The sequence below is a fragment of the Streptomyces sp. NPDC048295 genome (assembly GCF_040652135.1).
GTDB lineage: Bacteria > Actinomycetota > Actinomycetes > Streptomycetales > Streptomycetaceae > Streptomyces.
In genome coordinates, this window is the sequence record NZ_JBEZLL010000012.1 from 116634 (window position 1) to 138718 (window position 22085).

The window sequence follows — 22085 nt, forward strand, 5'->3', positions numbered from 1 at the left end:
CGCCGAGGTCCGTACCGGCCCGCGTGGTCCCGAAGCCGAAGATGTCGCCGTCTCCGGGTGCATGCGGCGGTCCGTCCGGACGCGTTGCCGTCCGGACTCGTTGCCGTCCGGGCCGGCCCGGTGCGGGCTGCTCGCCGTGTCCTTGCCGTCGCCGCAGGGACGGGGCCGATGTCAGGGTCCGAGGCGCTGCCCGCGGGCGGCGCAGCCGCCCCCGCCGCGGTCACTGCGGCCGTCCACCCCGCGCTCGTCCGCATGCTCGCCGCGGCCGTCGTGACCGCCGTACGTCCACCCCGGTGCGGGCGCCGGTGCGCTGCCGCACCCTTACCGTCGTGACATCTCAGACGCGGCCACCCGCGGGCTTCTCACCGGTCAGATAGGCGGAGACGACCACATTCGCCTCGTACGACTGCGACGCCCGGTCGAAGGTGCCGCCACAGGTGATCAGGCGGAGTTCCGCCCGGCCGTCCTTGCGGGGGCCGTACGCCTTGTGGGCGTCGAAGCGGGCCCGGGTGAAGACCTGGACGTCGTCGACGGTGAACTCGGCGACGGTGCCGTCGACGCGGGTGATCTCGACCTTGGCGCCGGGGCGGGCCGCGCTCAGCCCGTAGAAGACGGCCTGCCTGGTCTCGGTGTCGACGTGGCCGACGAGAAGGGCGGGGCCCTTCGCGCCGGGCTCGGTGCCGCCGCCGTACCAGCCGACGGTCTGCGGCGTGTCGAACGGGGGCGGCTCGATCGCCCCGTCCTTGTCCAGGCCGCGGGAGACCACGGGGGCCTCGACGCCGATCGACGGGATCTCGACCCGCTCCGGCACAGCCCCCTTGATCGGGGCGTGCGGCGGGGGCAGCGGTACACCGACGGGGCGGCCCACCGCTGCGACGTCGCCGGTGGTCGGGGCGGAGCTGGCGCCGGAGCCGTCGGTGATCCCGCGACCCCAGAGCCACAGGCCCAGCAGCAGGACGGCCCAGACCACTCCGGCGAGCAGCCTGCCGTGCCCCGCGGGGCTGTCCGGGGCGGACACGTCAGTCCGAGGCCGGACGGCGGCGGCGCGCGCTGCGGAACGCCACGGAGACGGCCGCGACGGCCGCCAGGGCCAGTCCGATCACCGCGTGCACGGTGCCGGGTCCCTCCTGCCGGGCGTCCCGGCCGGCGAACAGGGCTGTGCCGCCGCCGCCCGCGGCGACCGGGGCGAGCGGGGTGGCCCGGCCGCGGTCGATGACGGTGACCTTGCCGGCGGCCCCGGCGCCCTTGCCGTCCTTGCAGTCGATCCGGACGTCGTGGTCGCCCGGGGAGGCGTCCGAGCTGATCGTGGCCTCGGCGAAGAGGCCCCCGTCCGCGGCTGGCGAGAAGCGCGCCTCGGACACGAAGGCATCGGACGCACCGGTGGCCTCGCGGCCCTTGCAGCCCTCCAGCCGCAGATCCATCTCACCGCCCGGGGTGACCGAGGAGGGGGACGCCGTGAGGGAGGCACTGCCTTTCTCCTGGGCGGACCCGGGGTCGGATTCGGCCAGTGCGGCCGAGGCCGGCACCAGGGTCGCCACGACGACCGCGGCGGCACAGAACGTGAGGGTTGTGGAACGCATCGTGAACCTCCTCAGTGAAGGTTCACGCCTCCGGGCGGTTTTCGCATCCGCAGGAGCGCGGAGAAAGGGCCCCGGGCATCCGCCCGGGGCCCTCCCCCGCCCTGCGGGAACCGTGTCCCGCCCGGCTCAGCCCGCGTCGACGAGACCGACCAGATCGGCGATCGAGTCGACGACCGTGGACGGCCGGAAGGGGTACTTGTCGATGTCGGCGACCGTGGTGAGCCCGGTGAGGACCAGGAAGGTCTGCATTCCCGCCTCAAGACCGGCCAGCACATCGGTGTCCATCCGGTCGCCGATCATAGCGCTGGACTCGGAGTGGGCGCCGATCGCGTTGAGCCCGGTGCGCATCATCAGCGGGTTGGGCTTGCCCGCGAAGTACGGGGCCTTGCCGGTGGCCTTGGTGATGAGGGCGGCGACGGAACCGGTGGCGGGCAGCGGGCCCTCGGCGGACGGGCCGGTCTCGTCGGGGTTGGTGCAGATGAAGCGGGCGCCGCCGTTGATCAGCCGGATCGCCTTGGTGAGCGCCTCGAAGCTGTAGGTCCGGGTCTCGCCGAGGACCACGTAGTCGGGCTCGTGGTCGGTGAGGACGTAGCCGATGTCGTGCAGGGCGGTGGTGAGGCCGGCCTCACCGATGACGTACGCCGTGCCGCCGGGCCGCTGGTCGTCCAGGAACTGGGCGGTGGCCAGGGCGGAGGTCCAGATGTTCTCCACGGGCACGTCCAGGCCCATGCGCTTCAGCCGGGCGTGCAGGTCGCGGGCGGTGTAGATGGAGTTGTTGGTGAGGACCAGGAAGGGCAGTCCCGAGTCACGCAACCGCTTGATGAAGGCGTCCGCCCCGGGGATCGGTGTCCCCTCGTGGATCAGGACTCCGTCCATGTCGGTGAGCCAGGATGAGATCGGCTTGCGCTCTGCCATGTGCGGGACTCCTGCCGTACGCCGTGTGCGGGGACGCCGGCGGCACCGCGTTGTGCAGCGCCGACGCCCCCGATTTTAGGCCGTCCGTTCGACCTGCCGGAACGGCTGGATCAGGCGGGCGTGAGTGTCACTCCGTCGATCACCCAGAACCAGTTGTTTCCGCCGGTGTAGCGGAAGCGGACCTGTGCGGTGGTGGCTCCGGCGGGGACCTGGAGGGTGAGTGATTCGGTCTTCGCGACGGTGTCGGAGGTGTACGTCTTCACGACGGCCGGGGTGCCCCCGTCGTAGGAGACGAGCACCTCGCCCTTCTGCGGGGCTTCCTGGCGGTAGTGGGTGGTGTAGGCGAGGGTGGCGGTGCGGCCGCCGGTGACCGGCCGGGCGGGGCCGATCAGGGTGGAGTCGAAGGTGCCGGTGAAGCTCTTGTCGCTCCATTCGTCGCCGTCGGCGACCGCGAAGACGTTCCGGGCCCGGACGTTGGTCTCGCGCCACTGGCCGCGCTCGGCGGATGTCCAGAACTCGTCGGTGGTGAAGGTCCAGCCGCGCCATTCGGTGACCCCGCCGGTACCCATCGCGCTGTTGTCGATCGACCAGCCGGGCGGCGGGGTGTGGGTGAAGCCGATGACGGCGGCGCCGGTTCCCGTCTCGTCGACGCGGGTCGCCAGCTGCGGGCGGAGCGCGTCGAAGGCGTCGGGAACGGGCTGCTGGAACGGCCGGCCGTCGAGGCCCCAGGCCGGGTCGACGGCTATGCCGAGGTGGGCGAGGGCGGAGGCGGCGACGTCCGGCATCCTGATGTCGTGGCGGGTGGAGCCCGGGGTGGCGGAGCCGCCGCTCGCGATGAGGAAGGTCTGCCGTTCGGCCGCGCTGGAGCCGCCGTGGCCGCCCGCGTCGGTGTGCCCGTGGTCGGCGGTGATCATGATGAGCCAGTCCTCGGAGCCGTGGGTGGCCCGGCCCCGTACCGCGGCGACCAGTTGCCCGACCTGGGCGTCCACGCCGTGGATGGCGTCCAGGTACTCCTTGCTCGCGGCGCCGTGGCTGTGTCCGGCGTGGTCGACGTTGTCGAGGTGGACGAAGACCGCGTCCCGGTCGCCGCCGGCCAGTTCGGCGACGGCCCTGCTGGTGGTGCCGGTGTCGTACTCGGCGTCCGGGGTGGAGACCCGGGTGTCGACCTTCGCGGAGAAGATCGTGTCGGTGACGGGGTTCCAGGAGGCGACGGCGTACGTGGACAGCCCCGGCTTCGCGGTCTCGATCCGGGTGAGGAAGTCGGGGTACTGCGCGAAGGCGTTGCCGGTGAAGGCGTTGTCCTTGACGCGGTGCTTGTCGGGCCAGACGCCGGTGATGATCGTGGACCAGCCGGGGCCGGAGAGGGTCGGCGCCATCGGGTCGGCGTAGAGCGGGCTGACCGAGGTGAGTCCGGCGGACATCAGGGCGTCGAGATGCGGCGCGTCCGCGTCCTTGATCCGGTTCAGCAGGGCACCGTCCAGGCCGATGACCAGGACCTTGGGGGTACGGGCCGCGGCCCGGGCGGTGGTGGCCGCGGCGAGCGGTCCTGCGGCGGTGGCGAGGGCGGCGGCGCTCATGAGGAGAGCGCGGCGGGACATGCCTGTGGTCACGGGTCCTCCGTCGAGGCGTGGGGGCACGCGTTCAACTCCCCGCCCGGGGGCGAGGAGTTGAACGCGGGACTAGACCCGTTATCTTTTCGCGATGATCCGCCGGAGGTCCATACCCCTGCCGTGAATCCCCCGGCAACGCTCAGCTGCCGGTGGCCGACTTCCAGGCGCCGACGTAGTCGTCCAGGTTGGTGCCGATGTCCGACCAGTCGGGTGCGAAGACCTCAACCCCGTCCATCAGCTTGGAGAGCTCGATGGCGTTGGCGTCGGTGCCCTTGACGTCCTTGCGGGCGGAGAAGCCGCCGCCGACCGCGCTGACGTCCTTCTGGGCCTGCTCGGAGAGCATGAAGTCGAGCAGCTTCTTGCCGTTGGCGCTGTGCGGGGCCTTGTTCACCAGGCCGGCCGCGTACGGCAGGGCGAAGGTGGTGGACTTGCCGCCCTGCTTCGCGGGGAACCAGATGCCGAGGTTCGGCATGTCCTTGGACTGGGCGAAGTTCATCTGGACGTCGCCGTTGGCGGCGAGCAGCTCGCCCTTGTCGACCTTGGGGGCCAGCTTGCCGGTGGAGGCGGACGGGCCGACGTTGTTGGCCTGGAGCTTCTTCAGGTACGCCATCGCCGGCTCCTTGCCGCCGAAGTCGTGCATGGCCTTGATGAGTACGGCCGTGCCGTCACCGGCGACTCCGGGGGTGGAGTACTGGATCTTGTTCTTGAACTTCCCGTCGAGCAGCTCCTCCCAGGTGGTGGGCGCCGACTTCAGTTCCTTCTTGTTGTAGATGAAGCCGAAGTAGTTGTTGACGACCGAGGTCCACTTGGAGTCGGCGGCCTTGTCCGCGCCGTCGACCTGGTCGGAGCCGGCCGGGGCGTACGCGGCGAGGAGGCCCTTGCTGTCGGCCTGCTGGATGAACGGCGGCAGGGTGACCAGGACGTCCGCCTGGGTGTTGGACTTCTCGCGGACGGCGCGCTGCACCATCTCGCCGGAGCCGCCCTCCACGTACTTGACCTTGATGCCGGTCTTTTTCTCGAAGTCCTTGAACACCTTGTCGTACCAGCCGTCGCCGTTCTCGCCCTTGAGGCCGTCGGCGCTGTAGACGGTGACGACCTTCTCGTCGGAGGCGGCCGAGGAGCCGCCGCAGGCGGAGAGGGTGGCGGCGAGGGCGAGGCAGCCGGTGACGGCGGCTATGGGCTTGAGGTGGTTCTTGCGCATGGCAGTCGTATCTCCTGGATGTCGGCCGGAAGCCGGCCGGAGTCGTTGCGGGGATGTCGGCGGATCAGCGGTACGAGGCCCTGGTGCGGATCCGGGAGACGCCGAGCAGCACGAGCAGCGTCGTTCCCATCAGGACCACGGCGACGGCCGCTCCGGTGAAGAGCGAGCCACGGTCGGTGGCCGCGAAGATCTGCACCGGGAGCGGTGTCCAGTCCGGCGGGTAGAGCATCATCGTGGCGCTCAGCTCGCCCATGGACAGCGCGAAGCAGAGCCCTGCGGCCGCCGTGAGGGACGGCAGCAGGAGCGGCAGCTTGATGCGCCACAGGACGTAACCGGGGCGGGCGCCCAGGCTGGCCGCCGCCTGCTCGTACATCGGGTCGAGACGCACTATTGCCGCCGAAACCGACGAATAGGCGAACGCCGTGACAAGAATGGTGTGCGCCAGGATCACGATCCAGCGCGTCCCGTTCAGCAGCATCGGCGGCTTGCTGAACGCGACGAGCACGGCGAGCCCGACGACCACCGACGGCACGGCGACCGGCAGCATGAACAGCGCGTCGAGGAATCTCCTGCCGCGCCTGCGCATCGAGGCGGCGGCCAGCGCGGCCCAGGACCCGATGGTCAGGGCGAGCAGGCTGGCGCTGACGGCCGTGATCAGGCTGGTGGTCAGCGCCTGGAGCGAGTCGCCGCCGGTCGCCGCCGCGTAGTGCTCGGCGGTCGGCCCGGAGGGGAAGGCGCCGGACCAGTTGGTGGTGAACGAGGCGGCGAGGACGACCAGCAGCGGCACCGCGAACAGCGGGACGAAGAGCACGAAGAACACGGCCCAGGTGGCCCATTTCCCCGTACGGCTATGCACCAACACGGCGGCTCACCATCCGATACAGGGTGTAGAGGCCGACGGAGATCGCGATGTTGACGACGGCGACGACACAGGCCGCCGGGTAGTCGGACTCCAGGATCGCCTTGCTGTAGACGAGCATCGGCAGGGTCGTGACGCCCTTCGCGCCGGTGAACAGCACGATGCCGAACTCGTTGAGGCACATCACGAGGACGAGGCTGCCGCCCGCGGCGAGCGCGGGAAGCGCCTCGGGGAGGATCACCCGCCGCACGATCCGGGCCGGCCCCGCGCCCAGCGAGGACGCCACCTCCAGCTGTGCGCTGTCGAGCTGCGAGAACGCGGCGAGCAGCGGGCGCATCACGAAGGGGGTGAAGTAGGTGATCTCGGCGAGCAGCACGCCCCACGGGGTGGTGAGGAAGTCGAAGGGGCCACTGGACGCCCCCGTGAGGTCCGTCCAGACGCCGTTGGCCATGCCGACGTTGCCGTAGATGAACAGCAGGGCGAGCGTGATCAGGAACGACGGGAAGGAGAGGAAGACGTCGATGAACTTGGCGACCGCCCGGCCGCCGGGGAACGGTACGAACGCGATGATCATGGCCAGGACGAAGCCCAGCACCAGGCATCCCACCGTGGCGCCGACCGCCAGCCAGACCGTGGTGGTCAGCGCCGAGCGGAACGACTCCGAGGCGAACACCTCGCCGTACGGGGCGATCGAGGTGCCGCCCTCGTCCGGGCTGAAGGACTGCTGGACGACGAGGGCCAGCGGGTAGAGGAAGACGAGCGCGAGGACGGCGACGGGCGGCAGCGCCCAGACGAAGGCGGGCACGCGGCGGGCCTCGCGGGCCGGGGTCCGCGGTCCGGTCTGGTCCGGCTGCTCGCCCCCGCCGATGTGCCGGCGCGGGGCCGTCGAGCCGCCGATGACCGGTGCGACGGGCTGTGCGGTGCTAGCCATCGGCTCCTCCCCCTGCTCCCGGCGCCGCGCCCGCGGGCAGCAGCACCGCGTCCTCGGCCGCGAAGTGCAGCGTGACCCGGTCGCCGAGCGCCGGGGTCTCGCGCAGCTCCCGCAGGTCCGCCTTGACCCGGTGGCCGTCGACGTCGACGTACAGCCGGTGGGTGGAGCCGCGCCACTGGACCTCGGCGATGGTGCCGCTGAGCGCGTTGGGTCCGTCGCCGAGCCCGACCAGGTGGGGCCGGACGCACAGGGTGGCGGTGGCGCCCCGGGAGACCTCGCCGGTCGGTACGCCGAGTGCCCGGCCGGCGAAGTCGACGGTGTCGGCGCCGTCGGCGACGGTGACCGGCAGCAGGTTCGCGTTGCCGACGAACGAGGCGGTGAACTCGGTGCGCGGGCGGCGGTACAGGTCCTGCGGGGTGCCGCAGTCCTGGAGCCTCGCCCGGTCCATGACCGCGATCCGGTCGGCGAGGGTGAGCGCCTCGACCTGGTCGTGGGTGACGTACAGGATGGAGACGTCCGGCAACTCCCGGTGCAGCCGCGCCAGTTCGGCGAGCATTCCGGAGCGGAGCTGGGCGTCGAGGGCGGAGAGCGGTTCGTCGAGCAGCAGGACGCCGGGCCGGATGGCGAGCGCGCGGGCGATGGCGACGCGCTGCTGCTGGCCGCCGGAGAGCTCGCGCGGGTAGCGCTTGGCATAGGTGGCCATGCCGACCATGTCGAGGGCCTCGGCGACCCGTTCGGGAATCCCGTCCTTCGCGGCCTTGCGGGCCTTGAGCCCGAAGGCGACGTTGTCCTGGACCCGCATGTGCGGGAAGAGGGCGTACTGCTGGACGACCATGCCGATGCCGCGCTTGTGCGGCGGCAGCCCGGTGACGTCGCGGTCACCGAGGTACACCCGGCCCGAGGCGGGCCGGACGAATCCGGCGACGGCGCGCAGGGCGGTGGTCTTGCCCGAGCCCGAGGGGCCGAGCAGGGCCATGACCTCGCCGGGTTCGACCGTCAGATCGAGCCGGTCGAGGACGGTGTTGCCGCCGTACTCGACGCTGACCCGGTCGAACCTGATTCCGCTGCGGACGGACCGCTCCCCGCCGGTCATGCCTCGGCCCGCGCGATCAGGTCCGGGAGCTCGGCGACCGAGCCGAGCACATGCGTGGCGCCGTTGCGGGTCAGCTGGTCCTTGTCGTGGGCGCCGGTGAGCACGCCCGCGACGATCCCGGCGCCGGAGCGCACGCCGCTGAGCATGTCGTACGAGGTGTCGCCCGCGACCACGGTCTGCTGGACGCCGTCGACGGCGCCGGTGCGCAGGAAGGCGGCGAGGACCATGTCCGGATAGGGGCGGCCGCGGCCGCCCGCGTCGGCCGGGCAGAGGGTCAGGGCGACCAGGTCCTGCCAGCCGAGCGCGGCCAGGATCGCGTCCTGGGTGGTCCGGGCGAAGCCGGTGGACAGGACCACGGTCCGGCCCTCGCCCTTGAGCCGCTCGATGGCCTCGCGGGCGCCGGGGACCGGGGCGATGCGGCCGCCGTCGACCAGTTCCCCGTACGCCTGCTCGAAGGCGGTGTTGGCCTGCTGGGCCCGGTCCTCGTCACCGAAGAGGTGCCGGAAGACGGAGATCTTGGACTCGCCCATGGTGGCGCGCACATAGCCGAGCTTCTCGGCGTGGTCGGCGGAGCCGGGCTCGACGCCGAGGCGGTCGGCGGCGGCGGAGAACGCCTGCTCGACGAGGCCGCCGTCGGCGACGGTGGTGCCGGCCATGTCGAGGACGATCAGGTTCAGCTTGTCGGTGTTGCTCAACTTCTTCACCAGCCCAGTTCGTTGGCGGTCGTTTCGGCGATGGCGGGCGAGCAGGTCATGCCCCGGCCGCCCGGTCCGGTGACCAGCCAGACGCCGTCCCGTACCTGCTGGCGGTGGACGACCCGGCCGGTGTCGGTGCACTGGGCGTAGACCCCGGCCCAGCGGTGGCGGATCCTCGGCAGCGGGCGGCCGAGGAAGGACTCGACGACCCCGGCGAGGTGCTCGTACGGCTCCTCGACGGTGTCGAAGGAGAAGGGGTGCTCGTACTCGTGGGTGTCGCCGATGGTCAGTCCGCCGTCCCGGCGCTGCACCATCAGCAGCTGCATCCTGTGAGCCGCCGCGGTGGGCGCCTGGGCCTGACCGTCGTTGAGGGCGTCCAGCGCCTGGCTCCGGTACGCCGGGTAGTAGCGGAAGCTGTCCGCGTCGGCGACGGAGGTGGTGAGCGGCTCGCCGAGCGGGTCGGTCTGCATCATCTGGAGGCGGACGCGGCGCACCGGCAGATCGGGCCCGGCCAGTTCGCGGACGAGACCGCCGAGCCAGGCACCGGTGGCCAGGATCACGGCGTCACCGGTGTGCACATCGCCGTGGTCGTCGCGGACGGAGGCGGTGCCCACCACTTCGCGGACCTCGCGTCCGCCGAGGAAGGTGTACCGGCCGGACTTCAACAGCTCCTGCTTCAGCACGAGCTGCGCGGTGCGCGGCTCGACCGCTGCGTCCCGCTCGCACCACAGGGCGGCGGTGAACTCCCCGCGCAGCGCGGGGTTGACCGCGCGGGCCTCGCCCGCGGTGAGCAGCTTGTAGCCGCGGGCCGCCGCGTCGGGCCGGGCGACGGCCGCCTCGGCGACGGCGGTCTCCAGCTCGGTACGGAGCGGGGTGAGCGAGCCGCAGGCCCGGAAGCCGAGGCCCGGGACCTGCGCCCCGATGCCCTCCCACAGCTCACGGGCGCGCAGCGCCGTCTCCAGCTCCTCGCCACCGGCCCGGCCGCTGACCCATATCTGTCCGAAATTGCGGAGCGATGCCCCGCGCGCCTCGCTCTCGCGCTCGATCTGTACGACCTCGTGGCCGCGGTTGACTGCGTGCCAGGCGTGCATGGTTCCCACCACGCCGGCTCCTACGACGATGACTCTCACGACGGCTACGCTCCTCGGGGCGGGTGACCCGGACGGATCGGTACGGCAACGGGAAGGTGAACTGGGCCTCAAACTTGGCCTAGACCCGTTACGTTCTCGTTATCGTGATGAGTCGATCCGCGGGGCGGTCGTCGTCGTGCGTGCGGGGTGGTCGTGCGTGCGGGACCGTTGTTCAGCGGCCGTCCTGCGGGCCCAGGTGCGCGGTGAAGGAGAAGCGGTCGCCGCGGTAGAGGGTCCGTACGCGCTCCAGCGGCTTTCCGGCCGTGTCGCGCGAGATGCGGTGGATCAGCAGCATGGGCAGCGCGGGCGGCGTACCGATGAGCAGTGCCTCGCGCGGTGTCGCGAGCACCGTCTCGATCCGCTCGTCGGCGTCACCGAAGGGGATCCCGAGCCGGTCGCGGAGGTAGGCGTAGAAGGACGAGTCGGGGTCGAACCCGGTGTCCAGGTCCGGTACGCGGGCGACGGAGACGTACGTGCTCTCCAGCCCGACCCGGTCGTCGTCGGCGAGCAGCACACGCTCCAGGTGCCAGACCGGCTCGCCGCGCTCCACCCCGATGTCCGCGGCGAGCGCCCCGGGGCAGGGGAACCGCTCCAGGCCGATGAGGTGACGGCCCGGGGTGCGGCCCTGGCGGCGTACGCCTTCGGTATAGCTCGCCAGCGAGAGCGGCTGCTCCAGTTTGGGGCCCGCCACGACGGTGCCGCGCCCCTGGCGGGCGAGCCGCCCCTCCAGCAGGAGTTCGCGCAGCGCCTGGCGCACCGTCTCGCGCGAGACCTCGTAGCGCTCGGCGAGATCGCGTTCGGTGGGCAGCATGCCGCCCTCGCCCAACTCCTCTATGAGCACCGAGACATGAGCCTTGACGGCGTAGTACTTGGGAATACGGCCGTGCTCCGGGATGCCGGAACGGATGGGTGCGCCAGGTGCCTGGTCGTGCGGGTAGTCCACGGCCCGATGGTGGCAGACGGACATGAACAGCTGTGAACGTCCGGGCGGGGAAAGGGCGGTTCGGGGCACGGTCGGGGGAGGTTCAGGGGCGTGCGCGGCGCGACCGCCGTGCCGTGATCACCATCGCCCCGCCGCCGATCAGGAACCCGGCGACGGTGAGACCGGCCGCGGGGGCGCTGCCCGAGCCGGTCGCGGCCAGCTCCGGGCGATCGCTCGGTGCCGGGGTCCGGCCGGGTACGACCGGATGGTCCTCGCGCGGGGCGTCTCCGGTTCCGCCGACCTCCCCGGTGCCGGCCGTCCCACCGGTCTCAGCGGTTTCATCGGTCCCGGCGGCTTCACCGGTCCCGGCCGTCTCGTCGGTCCCGTCGGTCTCGTCGATCCCTGTGATCCCGTCGGTCCCGTCGGTCCCGTCGGTCCCGTCGATCCCTGTGATCCCGTCGGTCCCGTCGATCCCGTCGATCCCTGTGATCTCGTCGGTCTCGGTCCCGTCTCCGTCGCTCGCATCGACGACGGTGAAGGGGTACTCGTCGGACTCCCCGACCCAGGCCCCGTCATCCCTGCCCGCCTTGCCGGCCGTGCCGCCCGCCACGTGCTGCCGCTGGACGATGGCGGCGTTGGCGGTGATCCGGCCGGGGCTGGTGTCGGAGGTGAACGCCATCCGGACCTGGACGGTGACGGTGCGGCCCGCCGGGACGGTGAAACCACCGAAGGAGTCGCCGTCCTCGCCGCCGAAGACGCCGATGTGCTCGTCCTGGTCGGTGGTCTCCCAGGTGACGCGGTGCTCCGTACCGGGGCTTGCCTGCTCGGAGAACTTCAGCTGGATCTGGTCGGAGGTCAGCTTGTGGTCCTCGTCGAGGAGGACGAGCACCGGGTGGACGGCCCGGCACGGCTCGGTGGTGGTGTTGGTCAGGTCCAGGTACCAGGTTCCGTAGCCGCCGCCGGACGCGTAGGTGTCCGGGCCGCCGTGGATGCGGGTGCTGATCGGGAAGTCCTTCGCCGCCGGATCACCGCAGGCGGGCGGCTGGTCGGCGGTCGTGGAGCCGGGCGAAGAGAGCGGGGTGGCCGAGGACGCGGCGGAGGCGGGTGCGACGGATGTGCCGCCGAGGACCACGCTCGCCGCGACCAGCCCGAGCGCCAGTCCGTGCCGGGTCCGCCCGGGGGGCGGCGAGGACGAGGACGAGGGCGAGGACGAAGGAGGATGCGCGGGGGCGGTGAGGACCGGGATGGACGCGGCCACGGTCACGGGGACGGAGGTGGGGCTGGCGTCGGGGAAGAATGCCGGGCCCGACGTGGTCATGGGCCTCGCGGTGGGTCCGGAGACGGGGACGGGGACGCCGGTGCTGCCGGGCATCGAACCGAGAGCGCGGCCCGGCCCGGAGTCGGCCGGTGCGGTGGGCCCGGCCGATGGGGCGGAACCGGAAGGCGTGCCGGGCGGGGGCGGGGCAGGAGTGGCGCCGGGGACGGGGGGCATCGGGGGGATCACCTTCGCTGCTCGCGAGACGGCCGGCTCACCCCGTACGCCGGAGTTCACCGGTTTCTGGGCCGCGACCCTGCCACGCACGCGCGAGGCGGCCGGCGCCGACATGCCGGGGGGCCGCCCGGCCGGCCGCCGGATTCCGCCCGTCCGGCCCAGGGGCTGTCCGGCCCCGGTCCGCCGGACGGGCCCCGGCCCTCCGTTCGCCCGGTCCGGCGCCGGCGCCTCCGGCTCAGCGCCCGCCCGTGTCGCCGGCCCGCCCGAACAGCGGGGCCAGGACCAGCTGGGCGGCCCCCTCCGCGACCGGCCGGTCCCCGCCCCCCGCGACGACGACCGGCACCGGCGCGTCGGCACCGCCCCGCCCGGCGCGCTCGTCGATCACGGCGCGGACACCCCGTACGTAGGCCTCGGGATCGGCCGCCACCGTACGGCCGCCGAGCACCACCCGGTCGATGTCGAGCAGCCCGACGAGATTGGCGGCGCCGGTCCCCAGCACCCGGGCGGCCTCCGCGGCATCCCCCCGGGCGACCGCGGCCAGACAGAGCGCCTCGATGCAGCCGCGCGCCCCGCAGCCGCAGACCGGCCCGTCCAGCTGGACCGTCTGGTGCCCGAACTCACCGGCCCCGGTACGGGCCCCGCGGTGCAGCGCCCCGCCGAGGACCAGCCCGGCACCGAGCCCGGTCCCGAGGTGCAGATACGCGAAGTCGCCGCCGCCCGCCTCCCGCAGGGCGAGCCCGAGGGCGGCGGCGTTGGTGTCCTTGTCGACGACGACGGGCAGCCCGGTCCGCACGGCGAGCGCGTCGCGCAACGGATAGCCGTCCCACTGCGGAAACCCGGTGACGCGGTGCAGCACCCCGCCCCGGTGGTCGAGCGGGCCCGGCACCGCGACGCCGACCCCGAGCACCTGCCGGCCCCCCGGCCCCGCGCCCCCGCCCCGTACCGCCGTCACCGCGTCCGCGGCCGCCGCCAGCACCTCGTCCGCCGGGGCGCCGAGGTCCAGCGGGGCGGTGCGGCTCGCGGCGACCGCGCCGGACAGGTCGACGAGCACCACCGTCAGCTCGTCGCGGTCCAGATGCAGGCCGACCGCGTACCCGGCGTCCGGAACCAGCCGCAGCACGGTGCGCGGCTTGCCCCCGGTGGACGCCCGGTGGCCCGCCTCGGCGACCAGGCCCTCGGCCCGCAGCCGGGCGGTGATCTTGCTGACGGCCTGGGGCGTGAGCCCCGTGCGCTCGGCGAGTTCGAGCCTGCTGATGCCGGCCCCGCCCGCCGCCCGCAGCAGATCCAGCACCAGCGCGGCGTTGTGGCTGCGCAGCGTCGGCAGGTTCGCGCCGCTGTTGCTCCTGTTCACCGTCCCATTGTCCCTGTCGCTTGCACTATGGCAACAGCGTTGCTTAAGTGGCAGGCATGACTGGCAACGCGACTCACGAGACGCCCGGACCGTCCGAGGCCCCCCTGCGCGTCGGACTCGTCGGCTACGGCCTGGCGGGTTCCGTCTTCCATGCCCCGCTGATCGCGGCGACCGACGGTCTCGTCCTCGACACGGTCGTCACCTCGGACGAGGAGCGGCGGGCGCAGGCCCGCGCCGAGTTCCCCGACGTGCGGTTCGCCGCGTCGCCGCAGGAGCTGTGGGAGCGTGCGGACGGCCCCGACGCCCTCGATCTGATCGTGATCGCCTCGCCGAACAGGACCCATGTCCCGATCGCGACCGCCGCGCTGGAGGCCGGTCTGCCGGTCGTGGTGGACAAGCCGATCGCCGGTACGGCGGCCGAGGCGCGTGGGCTCGCGGCCCTGGCCGAGGAGCGCGGTCTGCTGCTCTCGGTCTTCCAGAACCGCCGCTGGGACAACGACTTCCGTACTCTCGCCCGTCTGCTCGCGGACGGCGAACTGGGCGAGGTACAGCGCTTCGAGTCCCGCTTCGAGCGGTGGCGCCCGCAGCCGAAGGGCGGCTGGCGCGAGTCGGGCGACCCGCAGGAGATCGGCGGGCTGCTGTACGACCTGGGCAGTCATGTCGTCGACCAGGCGCTCACCCTGTTCGGGCCGGCGGCGCTGGTGTACGCGGAGTCCGATGTGCGCCGCCCCGGGGCCGCCGCCGACGACGACACGTTCCTCGCGATCACCCATGTGAACGGGGTACGTTCGCATCTGTACGTCAGTGCCACGACGGCCCAGCGCGGCCCGCGCTTCCGGGTGCTCGGGCAGACCGCCGGCTATGTGAAGTACGGCCTCGACCCGCAGGAGGCCGACCTCCGCGCGGGCGTGCGCCCGGCTGCGGACCGGCCGTGGGGCGAGGAGCCCGAGGAGCTGTGGGGCCGGATCGGCTCGGGCGAGTCCCCGCTGACCGGGGGCGGCATCCCGGTCCGGACGCTGCCGGGCGACTATCCCGCGTACTACGCGGCGGTCGCCGACGCGCTGCGCGGAAAGGGTGAAAATCCGGTGAACGCGCTTCAGGCGGCCGCGGCCCTGGATGTCCTGGAAGCGGCCCGCCGCTCGGCCCGCGAGGGCGTCACCGTGAAGCTCTCCGACCCCGCCGATCCAGAATCCGACTCCGACCCCGACTCCGACTCCGGCCCTGCCTCCGACTCCGTCTCTGCCCCCTCCCCCGCCTCCGCCGATACAGAGGAGCAGCCCGAATGAGCCCCAACGCTCCGACCATTTCCGAGCTCATCGCCCAGGAACGCCGGCTGACGCTGCCGCACTTCAGCTACGACGACGCGTACGCGCTCGGCGACCTGCTGGTCTCGATGGCCCGGAAACGGCACGCCCCGGTCTCGATCGACATCCGCCGCGGCGCACAGCAGATGTTCCATGCCGCGCTGCCCGGATCGAGCGCGGACAACGACGCCTGGATCGACCGCAAGCGCAAGGTCGTGGAACGGTACGGCGAGAGCTCGTACCTGGTCGGAACGCGCTTCCGGGCGAAAGGGACGACCTTCGACGCCTCCTCGCGCCTGAACCCGGGCGACTACGCCGCGCACGGCGGCTCGTTCCCCATCGCGGTCGAGGGCGCGGGCGTCATCGGCTCGGTCACGGTCTCGGGCCTGCCCCAGGCGGAGGACCACGCCATGGTGGTCGAGGCGCTGGAGCAGTTCGCGACGACGCTCGACGCGTAGGGAAAGACACGCGGGGCGGGGCGGGCCACCGAGGACACCCGGCAACCGCCCCGCCCCGCGCAGCCCGCTACGCGTCCTTGAGCTCCTGCCGCTGCCGCCCCAGCCCGGCGATCTCCAGCTCCACGACGTCACCCGCCCGCAGATACGGCTTGGGCTCGGGCTGCCCCAGGGCGACCCCGGCCGGCGTCCCGGTGTTGATCACATCGCCCGGGTACAGCGTCATGAAGTGGCTCAGGTACCGGACCACTTCGCCCACCGGGAAGATCTGGTCTGCCGTCGTACCGTCCTGCTTCAGCTCACCGTTGACCCAGAGCTTCAGCGGCAGCGCCTGCGGGTCGGCGATCTCGTCCGCCGTCACCAGCCACGGCCCCAGCGGGTTGAACGTCTCGCAGTTCTTGCCCTTGTCCCAGGTGCCCCCGCGCTCGATCTGGAACTCGCGCTCGGAGACGTCGTGCGCGGTCGCGTATCCGGCGACGTGCGCGAGCCCCTCCTCGGCGGATTCCAGGTAGCGGGCGGTGCGCCCGATGACGACGGCGAGCTCGACCTCCCAGTCGGTCTTGACGCTGCCGCGCGGCACCAGCACCGTGTCGTCGGGTCCGACGACGGTGTCCGGCGCCTTGAAGAAGAGGATCGGCTCGGTCGGTATCGCCGCGCCGGTCTCGGTGGCGTGGTCGTGGTAGTTCAGCCCGATGCACACGATCTTGCCGATCCGGGCGAGCGGCGGCCCGACCCTCAGCCCCTCGGCGTCGAGCTCGGGCAGCTCGCCGGGCGCGGCCGCGGCGGCCCGTACCCGGGCGAGCGCCGACTCGTCGGCGAGCAGGGCGCTGTCGATGTCGGGGACGACTCCCGACAGGTCGCGCAGGGTTCCGTTCTCGTCCAGCAGCGCCGGTCGTTCCGCACCTGCCGTACCCACACGAAGCAGCTTCAACGGTCTGTCTCCCCTTGGTCGTGATCGGGCCCGTCGGATGGGTGGCGGCCATCGCAGGCTTGTCCGATCGTCCAAGACGTCCGATCACTCCGCAAGACCCTGTTCACACACTGGACCGGCGCACTCGCCGCTCCGATCACGCCGCGGCGGCCATGGCGGTCCCGGCGGCCGGCATGTCGCGGTAGAGCACGGCCCGCTCGACCGCGGTCCAGGTGGTGCTGGTGACGACGTACAGAGCGGCGGCGAGCGGTACGACGGACACGGTGAAGAGGGTGGCGAAGGACATCAGCGGCATCAGCTTGGTCATCGCGCCCATGCCGGGCACCGGCTGTCCGTCGGGGCCCGCGGCCGGGGTGACGGGGTTGGCGGCCATCTGTCGCTTCGTCCGCCGGTAGTTGAACGTGGCCACGGCGGCGACGATCGCGAACAGGCCGAGGTAGACCATGCCCTGCGCGCCGAACAGCCCGCCGTGCGCGAGGGCGTCGTGCCAGCGCTCGCCGAGCGGGGCGTCGAAGAGCTGGTGGCCCAGGAGCGCGTTGGGGTCGCCGCCGATCTTCTGGCTGGAGAAGAGGTGGTACAGCAGGAAGAAGGCGGGCATCTGCAACAGGCTGGGCAGGCAGCCCGAGAGCGGCGAGACCTTCTCCTCCTTGTGCAGCTCCATGAGCGCCTTCTGCATGCGCTCGGGGTTCTTGCCGTGCTTCTTGCGCAGTTCGGCGATCTGCGGCTGGAGCCTGGTGCGGGCCTTCTGTCCCCGCGCCGCGGCCCGCGACAGGGGGTGCACGGCGAGCCGTACGAGTGCGGTGAACAGCACGATGGCGGCTGCGGTGGACGCGGTCTGGAAGAGCGGGTGCAGCGCGTCGGCCAGCGCGCCGACCAGGCCTGCGAACGCGGACATGAAGACGGACATGGGTGAGCCCTCCGGGGGTCTCGTCGTGCCGGGAGAAGAACGGACTCGGCATGACGAACCGCGCGGGGCGCCCATGGCGCACCTACCGGGGGTGGCTACTGCTGCTGCGAGCCCCTACGCGGCCGTCGGAAGGGCACGGCCGGGCGCTCGGGGGCGCCTGCGCCCCTTGGCGTCCGGGTCCCGTTGGGGCAGGAACGCGGTGCGTTTCTCCCGGTCGCGGATGGCGGTGCGGACCCGGGTGCGGGGCACCGGGACGGCACAGCGGGCGCTGATGACCGAGGCGACGGCGAGCGCGGAGCCGGCGGCGGCGGTCGCGGCGAGCGCGACCGCGGCGGAGAGACTGCCGCCCTCGGCGAGGAGGACTTCGGTGACGAGGAAGAGCAGCAGTCCGGCGGGGCGGAGCAGCCGGGCGAGGCCGCCGCGCAGACGGCTCGTGTCGCCGTGCATCGGCCCCTCCCCTCTTCCCCGCTTCGCGGCCGGTCGGCCGAGCGCGCCCGTGCCGTTCGCACAGACGCGCGCCTTATGCTCTCCAGCCGTTATACACGATGGGGCCGGCGCACCGGCCCGTCCGATGCCGGCCGGTCCCGGAGCACCGGCCCTCCGATGCCGTTCAGTGCCCGGCTCCCGCGGGAGCGCCGCCGGGTTCCGCCTCCTGCCGCGGGGCCCCGATCTCGTCCCGGGCGAGCACCTCGTCGTCCGGCCGGTCGTCGCGCTCGCGCGGCCCCGCGTACGTCACCGCCAGGGCGACGGCGAGGTTGGCGCCGAGCGCCACGATGCCCGCGTTCACCCCCCACACCGGGTCGTTCTCCGTGAACACGAACCCGCACACCACCCCCACGCCGACGACCAGACCGCTCATCGCCCCGAGCAGGGTCAGCCGCCGCCACAGCAGCCCCAGCAGCACCATGGGGAGCAGCTGCGCCATTCCCTCGTACGAAATGAGGGAGAGCCGCACCAGGGTGTTCGGCGCGGTGTACGTGAGCACCAGCGCGATCACGCCCGCGGCCACCACGACCACCTGCGCCGCGCCCTTCTGCCGCCGTTCCCAGCGCGGTACGAGCGAGAGCACGCTGCGTCCCCACATCGTGCCGATCACCAGCATGAAGACGGCCATCGGCACGATCGAGGAGAGTGCCGCCGCGACGCCGATGACACCGACCGCCCAGGCCGGCAGCGAGTCCACGACGAGCTGGAAGAGCGCCAGGTTGGACTCGGCGCCGACGAGCCCGGGCACGACGAAGAGGGCCGCCATGCCGAGCAGCATCGGCACGAAGAGCAGCACGTTGTAGGCGGGCAGCAGCATCGCGTTGCGGCGCAGCACGTCGGCGTTCTTCGCGCCGAGGTAGCCCGCGACGGTCGTCGGGAAGATCACCACGGTGAGCGAGTTGAGGAACGAGGTGGTGATGAACCAGGCCTGTCCGAGCCCGCTGTTCCCGTGCCCGGGGAAGGTCAGCCACTCGCTCTTCTCGGTGACGAGCCGGTCGAGGAAGGGCCCGTACCCGTCGAAGTAGTGCATCGGTACGTAGAGGGCGAGGAAGCCGAGTGTGGCGATCACGAGGACGTCCTTGAGCACGGACACCCACGCGCTGCCCCGCAGCCCGCTCACGACGACGAATCCGGTGGTGACGGCGAAGGCTATGAAATAGGCCTGGTTCAGGCTGATGGCACCGTAGGAGATGGTCGAGACGACGACGCCCATGCCGGTGATCTGGAGCTGGATGTACGGCAGCAGGAAGACGGTCGCGAGGACGGCGACGAGCGCGCCGAGCCAGGGCCGCCCGAAGCGGTGCGCCACCATGTCGGTGATCCCGACGAGCCCGTGCTTGCGCGCGTACGCCCAGAGCATCGGTCCGACGACGTAGCCGATGGCGTATCCGCAGGACATGTACGCCACCACGTAGAGCACCGGCGCCCCGTAGTTGTAGCCCCATCCCGCGGCGCCCAGGTAGCTGAAGCTGGTGTAGCCCTCGCCGGCCATCAGCACCCAGATGAACACCGTCCCGAGGCTGCGTCCGCCCACGGACCATTCGGCGAGCCCGCCGCCCTCGCCGTCGCCCTTCCGCCGCCCGCGCGTCGCGAGCAGCCCGAGGGCGACGGTGGCGACCATGAAGACCGCGAAGACGGAGGTGGCGACCGTGGCGTTCACCGGCGGTCCCCCCGGCGGGTCAGCCATACGGCGACGGGGGTCAGCAGGGTCGCGCCGAGCAGCCACACGAAGAGGAACGGCAGCCCGAGAATCACCGGGTGGACCCGGTTCACGAGCGGCAGCACCCCCAGGTACAGCACGTAGGGGACCAGCAACCACAACAACTGCGGACGTCGTCTGAGCACGTCAGGGAACCTTAGTGCGATGCCGCTACCGCGACCGGACATCCATGAGTCTTCCCCATACGACAAGCCGGTAGCGGGAGGTGAATTCGGGCGTGCAGGTAGTGAGCGTCACATAGGAACCGGCCCGCTCGTAGCCGGGGTACGGCTTCAGATTGCTGCGCGGGACGGCGGCGATGACACCGCTGTCGCGCGGGCTGGTCCGCGCCAGCGTACGGTCCACGGTGTACGTGTACACGGCGTCCCGGGTCTCGATGTCGATGCGGTCCCCGCGCCGCAGCCGGTTGATGTATCTGAAGGGCTCGCCGTGGGTGTTGCGGTGTCCGGCGAGCGCGAAGTTCCCGGCTTGGCCGGGCTGCGCGGTGCGCGGGTAGTGCCCGACGTACCCCTTGTCGAGGACGCCGGTCTTGCCGACGCCCTGGGCCACGGGGGCGGTGAGCCCGATCCGGGGGATGCGGATGACGGCGTACGCCTGGTCCCAGCGGGGCGCGGAGCGGGCGGCGCCGCCCTGGGCCGGCCGGCCACCGGGCTCGCGGGGTTCGCCGGGCTCGCCGGACTCGTGGGAACCGGCCCCCGGATCATCGTCGTCCCCGGGCGCCGCCCCCTCTCCCCCGCGCTCCTGCGCCCACTCCCGCTGAAGGGACCGCACCTGGTGCTCGGCCCCGGCGCGGGCCTGCCGGTTGGTCCACCACAGTTGATGAACAACGAGCAACAACAGGACGACACCTAGGGTCACCACCAGTTCGGCACCCGTCCAGAGCCCGCGCGCGACGGCGCTCCGCCCCCGCGCATTCCGCTGCGTCACCACCGGTATCCGCTCCCGCACGGCCCGCACGATAGGCCCATGGCCCGTAACTCTCCAGGCCTGGAACACCCTCCGCCGCGCAGCCGCACAGCAGTACGGTGTGGTTCATGCGCCCCGACACGCCTGCCGACCACACCACCGAAGCCGAGCGCCTGCTGCGCGCCGCGGCGCGGTACCCCGAGGACCGTGAGCCGCTGCTCCTCCAGGCCGCGGCCCATCTGGAACTCGCCGGCGACCGCGCCCGCGCCACCACCCTCTACGACGAACTCCTCGGCTTCCCCGACCTCGACCACCCCCACCTGGTCAAGGCCCTGAACGCGGCCAATCTGTGGGAGTACGGCCACGAGGCGGAGGCCCGCGCGATCATCGAAGGCATCCGTGCCGCGGGACCGCTCGACCCCGGTCCCTGGGAGATCGTGGCCGAGACCCTCGAAGCCCACGACGAGCTCGAAGCCGCCCACGACTGCTTCTCGACCGCGCTGACGCTGCTCCTGGCGCCGGGCGAGGAGGTTCCGTACGCCACCCAGTCGCTGCTGTTCGGCCGCCACCGGGTCCGGAGGCTGATGGGCGTCGGCCACGACGTCTGGGACGAGTTGGCCGACACCCTCCACACCGCCGCCGTCCCGCTGGACGAGCTCCACGACCCCAAGCGCCTGTGGTCCCTGGGCTCCTCGGACCCGGGCGAGCTCCAGGCCGAGATCACCCGCCTCCGCGCCGAGCTGGGCACGTACCGCACGGCGCTGTCCCGGCCGTTCCCGGTCGCGGTGCTGCACTGGCCGGCCGCCGAACTCGCCGAACTCCTCACGGCCTACCCGGACCTGCGCGCCGACTACCCCTCCCACCCCGAGCACCTGACCCGCCTGGAAACCGCCCTCCGCGACCTCCACCAGGCCGGCACCCCGAACCTCGGCATCGTGACCGGCACGATCCCGTCGTACGAGGCCTTCGCCGCCTCGGAGGCCACGTCCCCGACCGACCCGGACCTCCTCCCCCAGTACGCCACCACCCTCGCCGCCCGCGGCCGGGCCACCCCCTGGCCCCCGGCCCGCAGCGCGGCGTGCTGGTGCGGATCGGGGCGGGCTTATCGGGAGTGCCACGGGGCGGAGTGAGCGACGGCGGTGCGGGGGCCGTTCCGGCCGGGCCACGGGCCCCGCACCGCGTCAGCTCCAGATACGCGGCACGAACCGCGGAGGTGTCACGCAGGCCCCCTGCGCACCTCGTCGAGCGCGCTGCGCAGTTCAACCGCTCGTTCGGCCAGCCAGTCGAGGTAGGGCTCCGGTGTTTCCTCCGCCGGGCTGCCGAACCAGAGGTCGGCGGAGTGCTCCAGCGTGCGGGCGGCCCAGTCGGGCCGGTCGGCCACGACCCTCTCCACACAGTCGACGACATCGGAAGCCCACCAACCGGCATTTCTGACCCGGATCTTGAAGACCTCCAGGGCTTCGTCGTCGGGTGTCGTGCGCCAGAGGTCGTCGCAGAGCTCCGCAAAGAAGAGTGCGGGATTCCGCTCACGCCACTCGTGGTCCTGCTCGATCTCGCGAAGAATGCGCCAGCCCAGTTCGTTGTTGTCGCTCATCGG

Annotated in this window: 23 protein-coding genes; 3 read left to right on the forward strand and 20 right to left on the reverse strand. The window is 72.3% G+C overall.

The genetic code is table 11. The features are described from left to right. Positions 1 to 337: 337 nt before the first annotated feature. From AB0D53_RS19580 to AB0D53_RS19640, 13 genes are all read right to left on the reverse strand, one after another. A complete protein-coding gene (locus AB0D53_RS19580; protein ID WP_362447952.1) occupies positions 338 to 1018 on the reverse strand; it encodes a class F sortase in 681 nt (226 codons plus the stop codon). Between the two features lies 1 nt (position 1019). Next, the gene (locus tag AB0D53_RS19585) at positions 1020 to 1580 is read right to left on the reverse strand and encodes a hypothetical protein (protein WP_362447955.1); all 561 of its coding nucleotides are present in this window, start codon (positions 1578 to 1580) and stop codon (positions 1020 to 1022) included. A gap of 126 nt (positions 1581 to 1706) precedes the next feature. Further along, a complete protein-coding gene (locus AB0D53_RS19590; RefSeq protein ID WP_362447958.1) occupies positions 1707 to 2495 on the reverse strand; it encodes an HAD-IIA family hydrolase in 789 nt (262 codons plus the stop codon). A 110-nt stretch (positions 2496 to 2605) separates the two neighbouring features. Beyond that, the gene (locus AB0D53_RS19595; RefSeq protein ID WP_362448245.1) at positions 2606 to 4093 is read right to left on the reverse strand and encodes an alkaline phosphatase family protein; all 1488 of its coding nucleotides are present in this window, start codon (positions 4091 to 4093) and stop codon (positions 2606 to 2608) included. A gap of 151 nt (positions 4094 to 4244) precedes the next feature. Continuing rightward, positions 4245 to 5306: a 2-aminoethylphosphonate ABC transporter substrate-binding protein gene (locus tag AB0D53_RS19600; protein WP_362447961.1), complete on the reverse strand. Its 1062-nt coding sequence runs from the start codon at positions 5304 to 5306 to the stop codon at positions 4245 to 4247. A 64-nt stretch (positions 5307 to 5370) separates the two neighbouring features. Further along, positions 5371 to 6168, reverse strand: coding sequence for an ABC transporter permease (locus AB0D53_RS19605; protein WP_362447965.1), 798 nt, complete (start codon positions 6166 to 6168; stop codon positions 5371 to 5373). Then, the gene (locus tag AB0D53_RS19610) at positions 6155 to 7096 is read right to left on the reverse strand and encodes a 2-aminoethylphosphonate ABC transporter permease subunit (RefSeq protein ID WP_362447968.1); all 942 of its coding nucleotides are present in this window, start codon (positions 7094 to 7096) and stop codon (positions 6155 to 6157) included. Before AB0D53_RS19610 ends, AB0D53_RS19605 begins: the two co-directional genes overlap by 14 nt. Then, the gene (locus tag AB0D53_RS19615) at positions 7089 to 8189 is read right to left on the reverse strand and encodes an ABC transporter ATP-binding protein (RefSeq protein WP_362447971.1); all 1101 of its coding nucleotides are present in this window, start codon (positions 8187 to 8189) and stop codon (positions 7089 to 7091) included. Before AB0D53_RS19615 ends, AB0D53_RS19610 begins: the two co-directional genes overlap by 8 nt. Further along, positions 8186 to 8893, reverse strand: a complete 708-nt coding sequence (locus AB0D53_RS19620) for a phosphonatase-like hydrolase (protein ID WP_362447974.1) — start codon at positions 8891 to 8893, stop codon at positions 8186 to 8188. The genes AB0D53_RS19615 and AB0D53_RS19620 overlap by 4 nt, the downstream gene beginning before the upstream one ends. After that, positions 8890 to 10014 carry a TIGR03364 family FAD-dependent oxidoreductase gene (locus tag AB0D53_RS19625; protein ID WP_362447977.1) on the reverse strand — a complete coding sequence of 375 codons (1125 nt, stop codon included), beginning with the start codon at positions 10012 to 10014 and terminating at the stop codon, positions 8890 to 8892. The genes AB0D53_RS19620 and AB0D53_RS19625 overlap by 4 nt, the downstream gene beginning before the upstream one ends. A 172-nt stretch (positions 10015 to 10186) precedes the next feature. Beyond that, on the reverse strand, positions 10187 to 10957 hold the full coding sequence (locus AB0D53_RS19630) for a GntR family transcriptional regulator (protein WP_362447980.1): 771 nt from the start codon (positions 10955 to 10957) through the stop codon (positions 10187 to 10189). Between the two features lie 82 nt (positions 10958 to 11039). Next, a complete protein-coding gene (locus AB0D53_RS19635; protein ID WP_362447983.1) occupies positions 11040 to 12254 on the reverse strand; it encodes a hypothetical protein in 1215 nt (404 codons plus the stop codon). A 409-nt stretch (positions 12255 to 12663) separates the two neighbouring features. Further along, complete coding sequence (locus tag AB0D53_RS19640) at positions 12664 to 13779, reverse strand: ROK family transcriptional regulator (protein ID WP_362447986.1); 1116 nt, start codon at positions 13777 to 13779, stop codon at positions 12664 to 12666. Positions 13780 to 13835: 56 nt separating this feature from the next. Here AB0D53_RS19640 and AB0D53_RS19645 point away from each other — a divergent pair, with 56 nt between their 5' ends. Further along, positions 13836 to 15065, forward strand: coding sequence for a Gfo/Idh/MocA family oxidoreductase (locus AB0D53_RS19645; protein ID WP_362447989.1), 1230 nt, complete (start codon positions 13836 to 13838; stop codon positions 15063 to 15065). After that, positions 15062 to 15541, forward strand: a complete 480-nt coding sequence (locus AB0D53_RS19650) for a heme-degrading domain-containing protein (RefSeq protein WP_329820910.1) — start codon at positions 15062 to 15064, stop codon at positions 15539 to 15541. Before AB0D53_RS19645 ends, AB0D53_RS19650 begins: the two co-directional genes overlap by 4 nt. A gap of 67 nt (positions 15542 to 15608) precedes the next feature. Here the strand turns inward: AB0D53_RS19650 and AB0D53_RS19655 are convergent, their stop codons facing one another. The 6 genes from AB0D53_RS19655 to AB0D53_RS19680 form a co-directional block, all read right to left on the reverse strand. After that, on the reverse strand, positions 15609 to 16469 hold the full coding sequence (locus AB0D53_RS19655; RefSeq protein ID WP_362447993.1) for a fumarylacetoacetate hydrolase family protein: 861 nt from the start codon (positions 16467 to 16469) through the stop codon (positions 15609 to 15611). Between the two features lie 136 nt (positions 16470 to 16605). Continuing rightward, positions 16606 to 17376, reverse strand: a complete 771-nt coding sequence (locus AB0D53_RS19660) for a YidC/Oxa1 family membrane protein insertase (RefSeq protein WP_362447996.1) — start codon at positions 17374 to 17376, stop codon at positions 16606 to 16608. Positions 17377 to 17490: 114 nt separating this feature from the next. Next, positions 17491 to 17823 carry a DUF6412 domain-containing protein gene (locus AB0D53_RS19665; RefSeq protein WP_329820913.1) on the reverse strand — a complete coding sequence of 111 codons (333 nt, stop codon included), beginning with the start codon at positions 17821 to 17823 and terminating at the stop codon, positions 17491 to 17493. 163 nt (positions 17824 to 17986) lie between these two features. After that, on the reverse strand, positions 17987 to 19522 hold the full coding sequence (locus AB0D53_RS19670) for a sodium:solute symporter family protein (protein ID WP_362447999.1): 1536 nt from the start codon (positions 19520 to 19522) through the stop codon (positions 17987 to 17989). After that, on the reverse strand, positions 19519 to 19677 hold the full coding sequence (locus AB0D53_RS19675) for a DUF3311 domain-containing protein (RefSeq protein ID WP_124723383.1): 159 nt from the start codon (positions 19675 to 19677) through the stop codon (positions 19519 to 19521). The genes AB0D53_RS19670 and AB0D53_RS19675 overlap by 4 nt, the downstream gene beginning before the upstream one ends. A 55-nt stretch (positions 19678 to 19732) precedes the next feature. Next, the gene (locus tag AB0D53_RS19680) at positions 19733 to 20530 is read right to left on the reverse strand and encodes a class E sortase (RefSeq protein WP_362448002.1); all 798 of its coding nucleotides are present in this window, start codon (positions 20528 to 20530) and stop codon (positions 19733 to 19735) included. A gap of 86 nt (positions 20531 to 20616) precedes the next feature. On the opposite strand from AB0D53_RS19680, the gene AB0D53_RS19685 reads away from it, so the two are divergent. Further along, positions 20617 to 21618 carry an SEC-C domain-containing protein gene (locus tag AB0D53_RS19685; protein WP_362448005.1) on the forward strand — a complete coding sequence of 334 codons (1002 nt, stop codon included), beginning with the start codon at positions 20617 to 20619 and terminating at the stop codon, positions 21616 to 21618. A gap of 86 nt (positions 21619 to 21704) precedes the next feature. Here AB0D53_RS19685 and AB0D53_RS19690 read toward each other — a convergent pair whose 3' ends face one another. Beyond that, positions 21705 to 22082, reverse strand: a complete 378-nt coding sequence (locus AB0D53_RS19690) for a hypothetical protein (protein WP_362448008.1) — start codon at positions 22080 to 22082, stop codon at positions 21705 to 21707. Positions 22083 to 22085: the final 3 nt, after the last annotated feature.

Excerpts from the sequence above, each read along its gene's own strand:
- AB0D53_RS19585 (WP_362447955.1), bottom strand. The coding sequence starts at position 1,580 with ATGCGTTCCACAACCCTCACGTTCTGTGCCGCCGCGGTCGTCGTGGCG.
- AB0D53_RS19590 (WP_362447958.1), bottom strand. The coding sequence starts at position 2,495 with ATGGCAGAGCGCAAGCCGATCTCATCCTGGCTCACCGACATGGACGGA.
- AB0D53_RS19595 (WP_362448245.1), bottom strand. The coding sequence starts at position 4,093 with ATGTCCCGCCGCGCTCTCCTCATGAGCGCCGCCGCCCTCGCCACCGCC.
- AB0D53_RS19600 (WP_362447961.1), bottom strand. The coding sequence starts at position 5,306 with ATGCGCAAGAACCACCTCAAGCCCATAGCCGCCGTCACCGGCTGCCTC.
- AB0D53_RS19610 (WP_362447968.1), bottom strand. The coding sequence starts at position 7,096 with ATGGCTAGCACCGCACAGCCCGTCGCACCGGTCATCGGCGGCTCGACG.
- AB0D53_RS19615 (WP_362447971.1), bottom strand. The coding sequence starts at position 8,189 with ATGACCGGCGGGGAGCGGTCCGTCCGCAGCGGAATCAGGTTCGACCGG.
- AB0D53_RS19635 (WP_362447983.1), bottom strand. The coding sequence starts at position 12,254 with ATGACCACGTCGGGCCCGGCATTCTTCCCCGACGCCAGCCCCACCTCC.
- AB0D53_RS19645 (WP_362447989.1), top strand. The coding sequence starts at position 13,836 with ATGACTGGCAACGCGACTCACGAGACGCCCGGACCGTCCGAGGCCCCC.
- AB0D53_RS19650 (WP_329820910.1), top strand. The coding sequence starts at position 15,062 with ATGAGCCCCAACGCTCCGACCATTTCCGAGCTCATCGCCCAGGAACGC.
- AB0D53_RS19660 (WP_362447996.1), bottom strand. The coding sequence starts at position 17,376 with ATGTCCGTCTTCATGTCCGCGTTCGCAGGCCTGGTCGGCGCGCTGGCC.
- AB0D53_RS19665 (WP_329820913.1), bottom strand. The coding sequence starts at position 17,823 with ATGCACGGCGACACGAGCCGTCTGCGCGGCGGCCTCGCCCGGCTGCTC.
- AB0D53_RS19685 (WP_362448005.1), top strand. The coding sequence starts at position 20,617 with ATGCGCCCCGACACGCCTGCCGACCACACCACCGAAGCCGAGCGCCTG.
- AB0D53_RS19690 (WP_362448008.1), bottom strand. The coding sequence starts at position 22,082 with ATGAGCGACAACAACGAACTGGGCTGGCGCATTCTTCGCGAGATCGAG.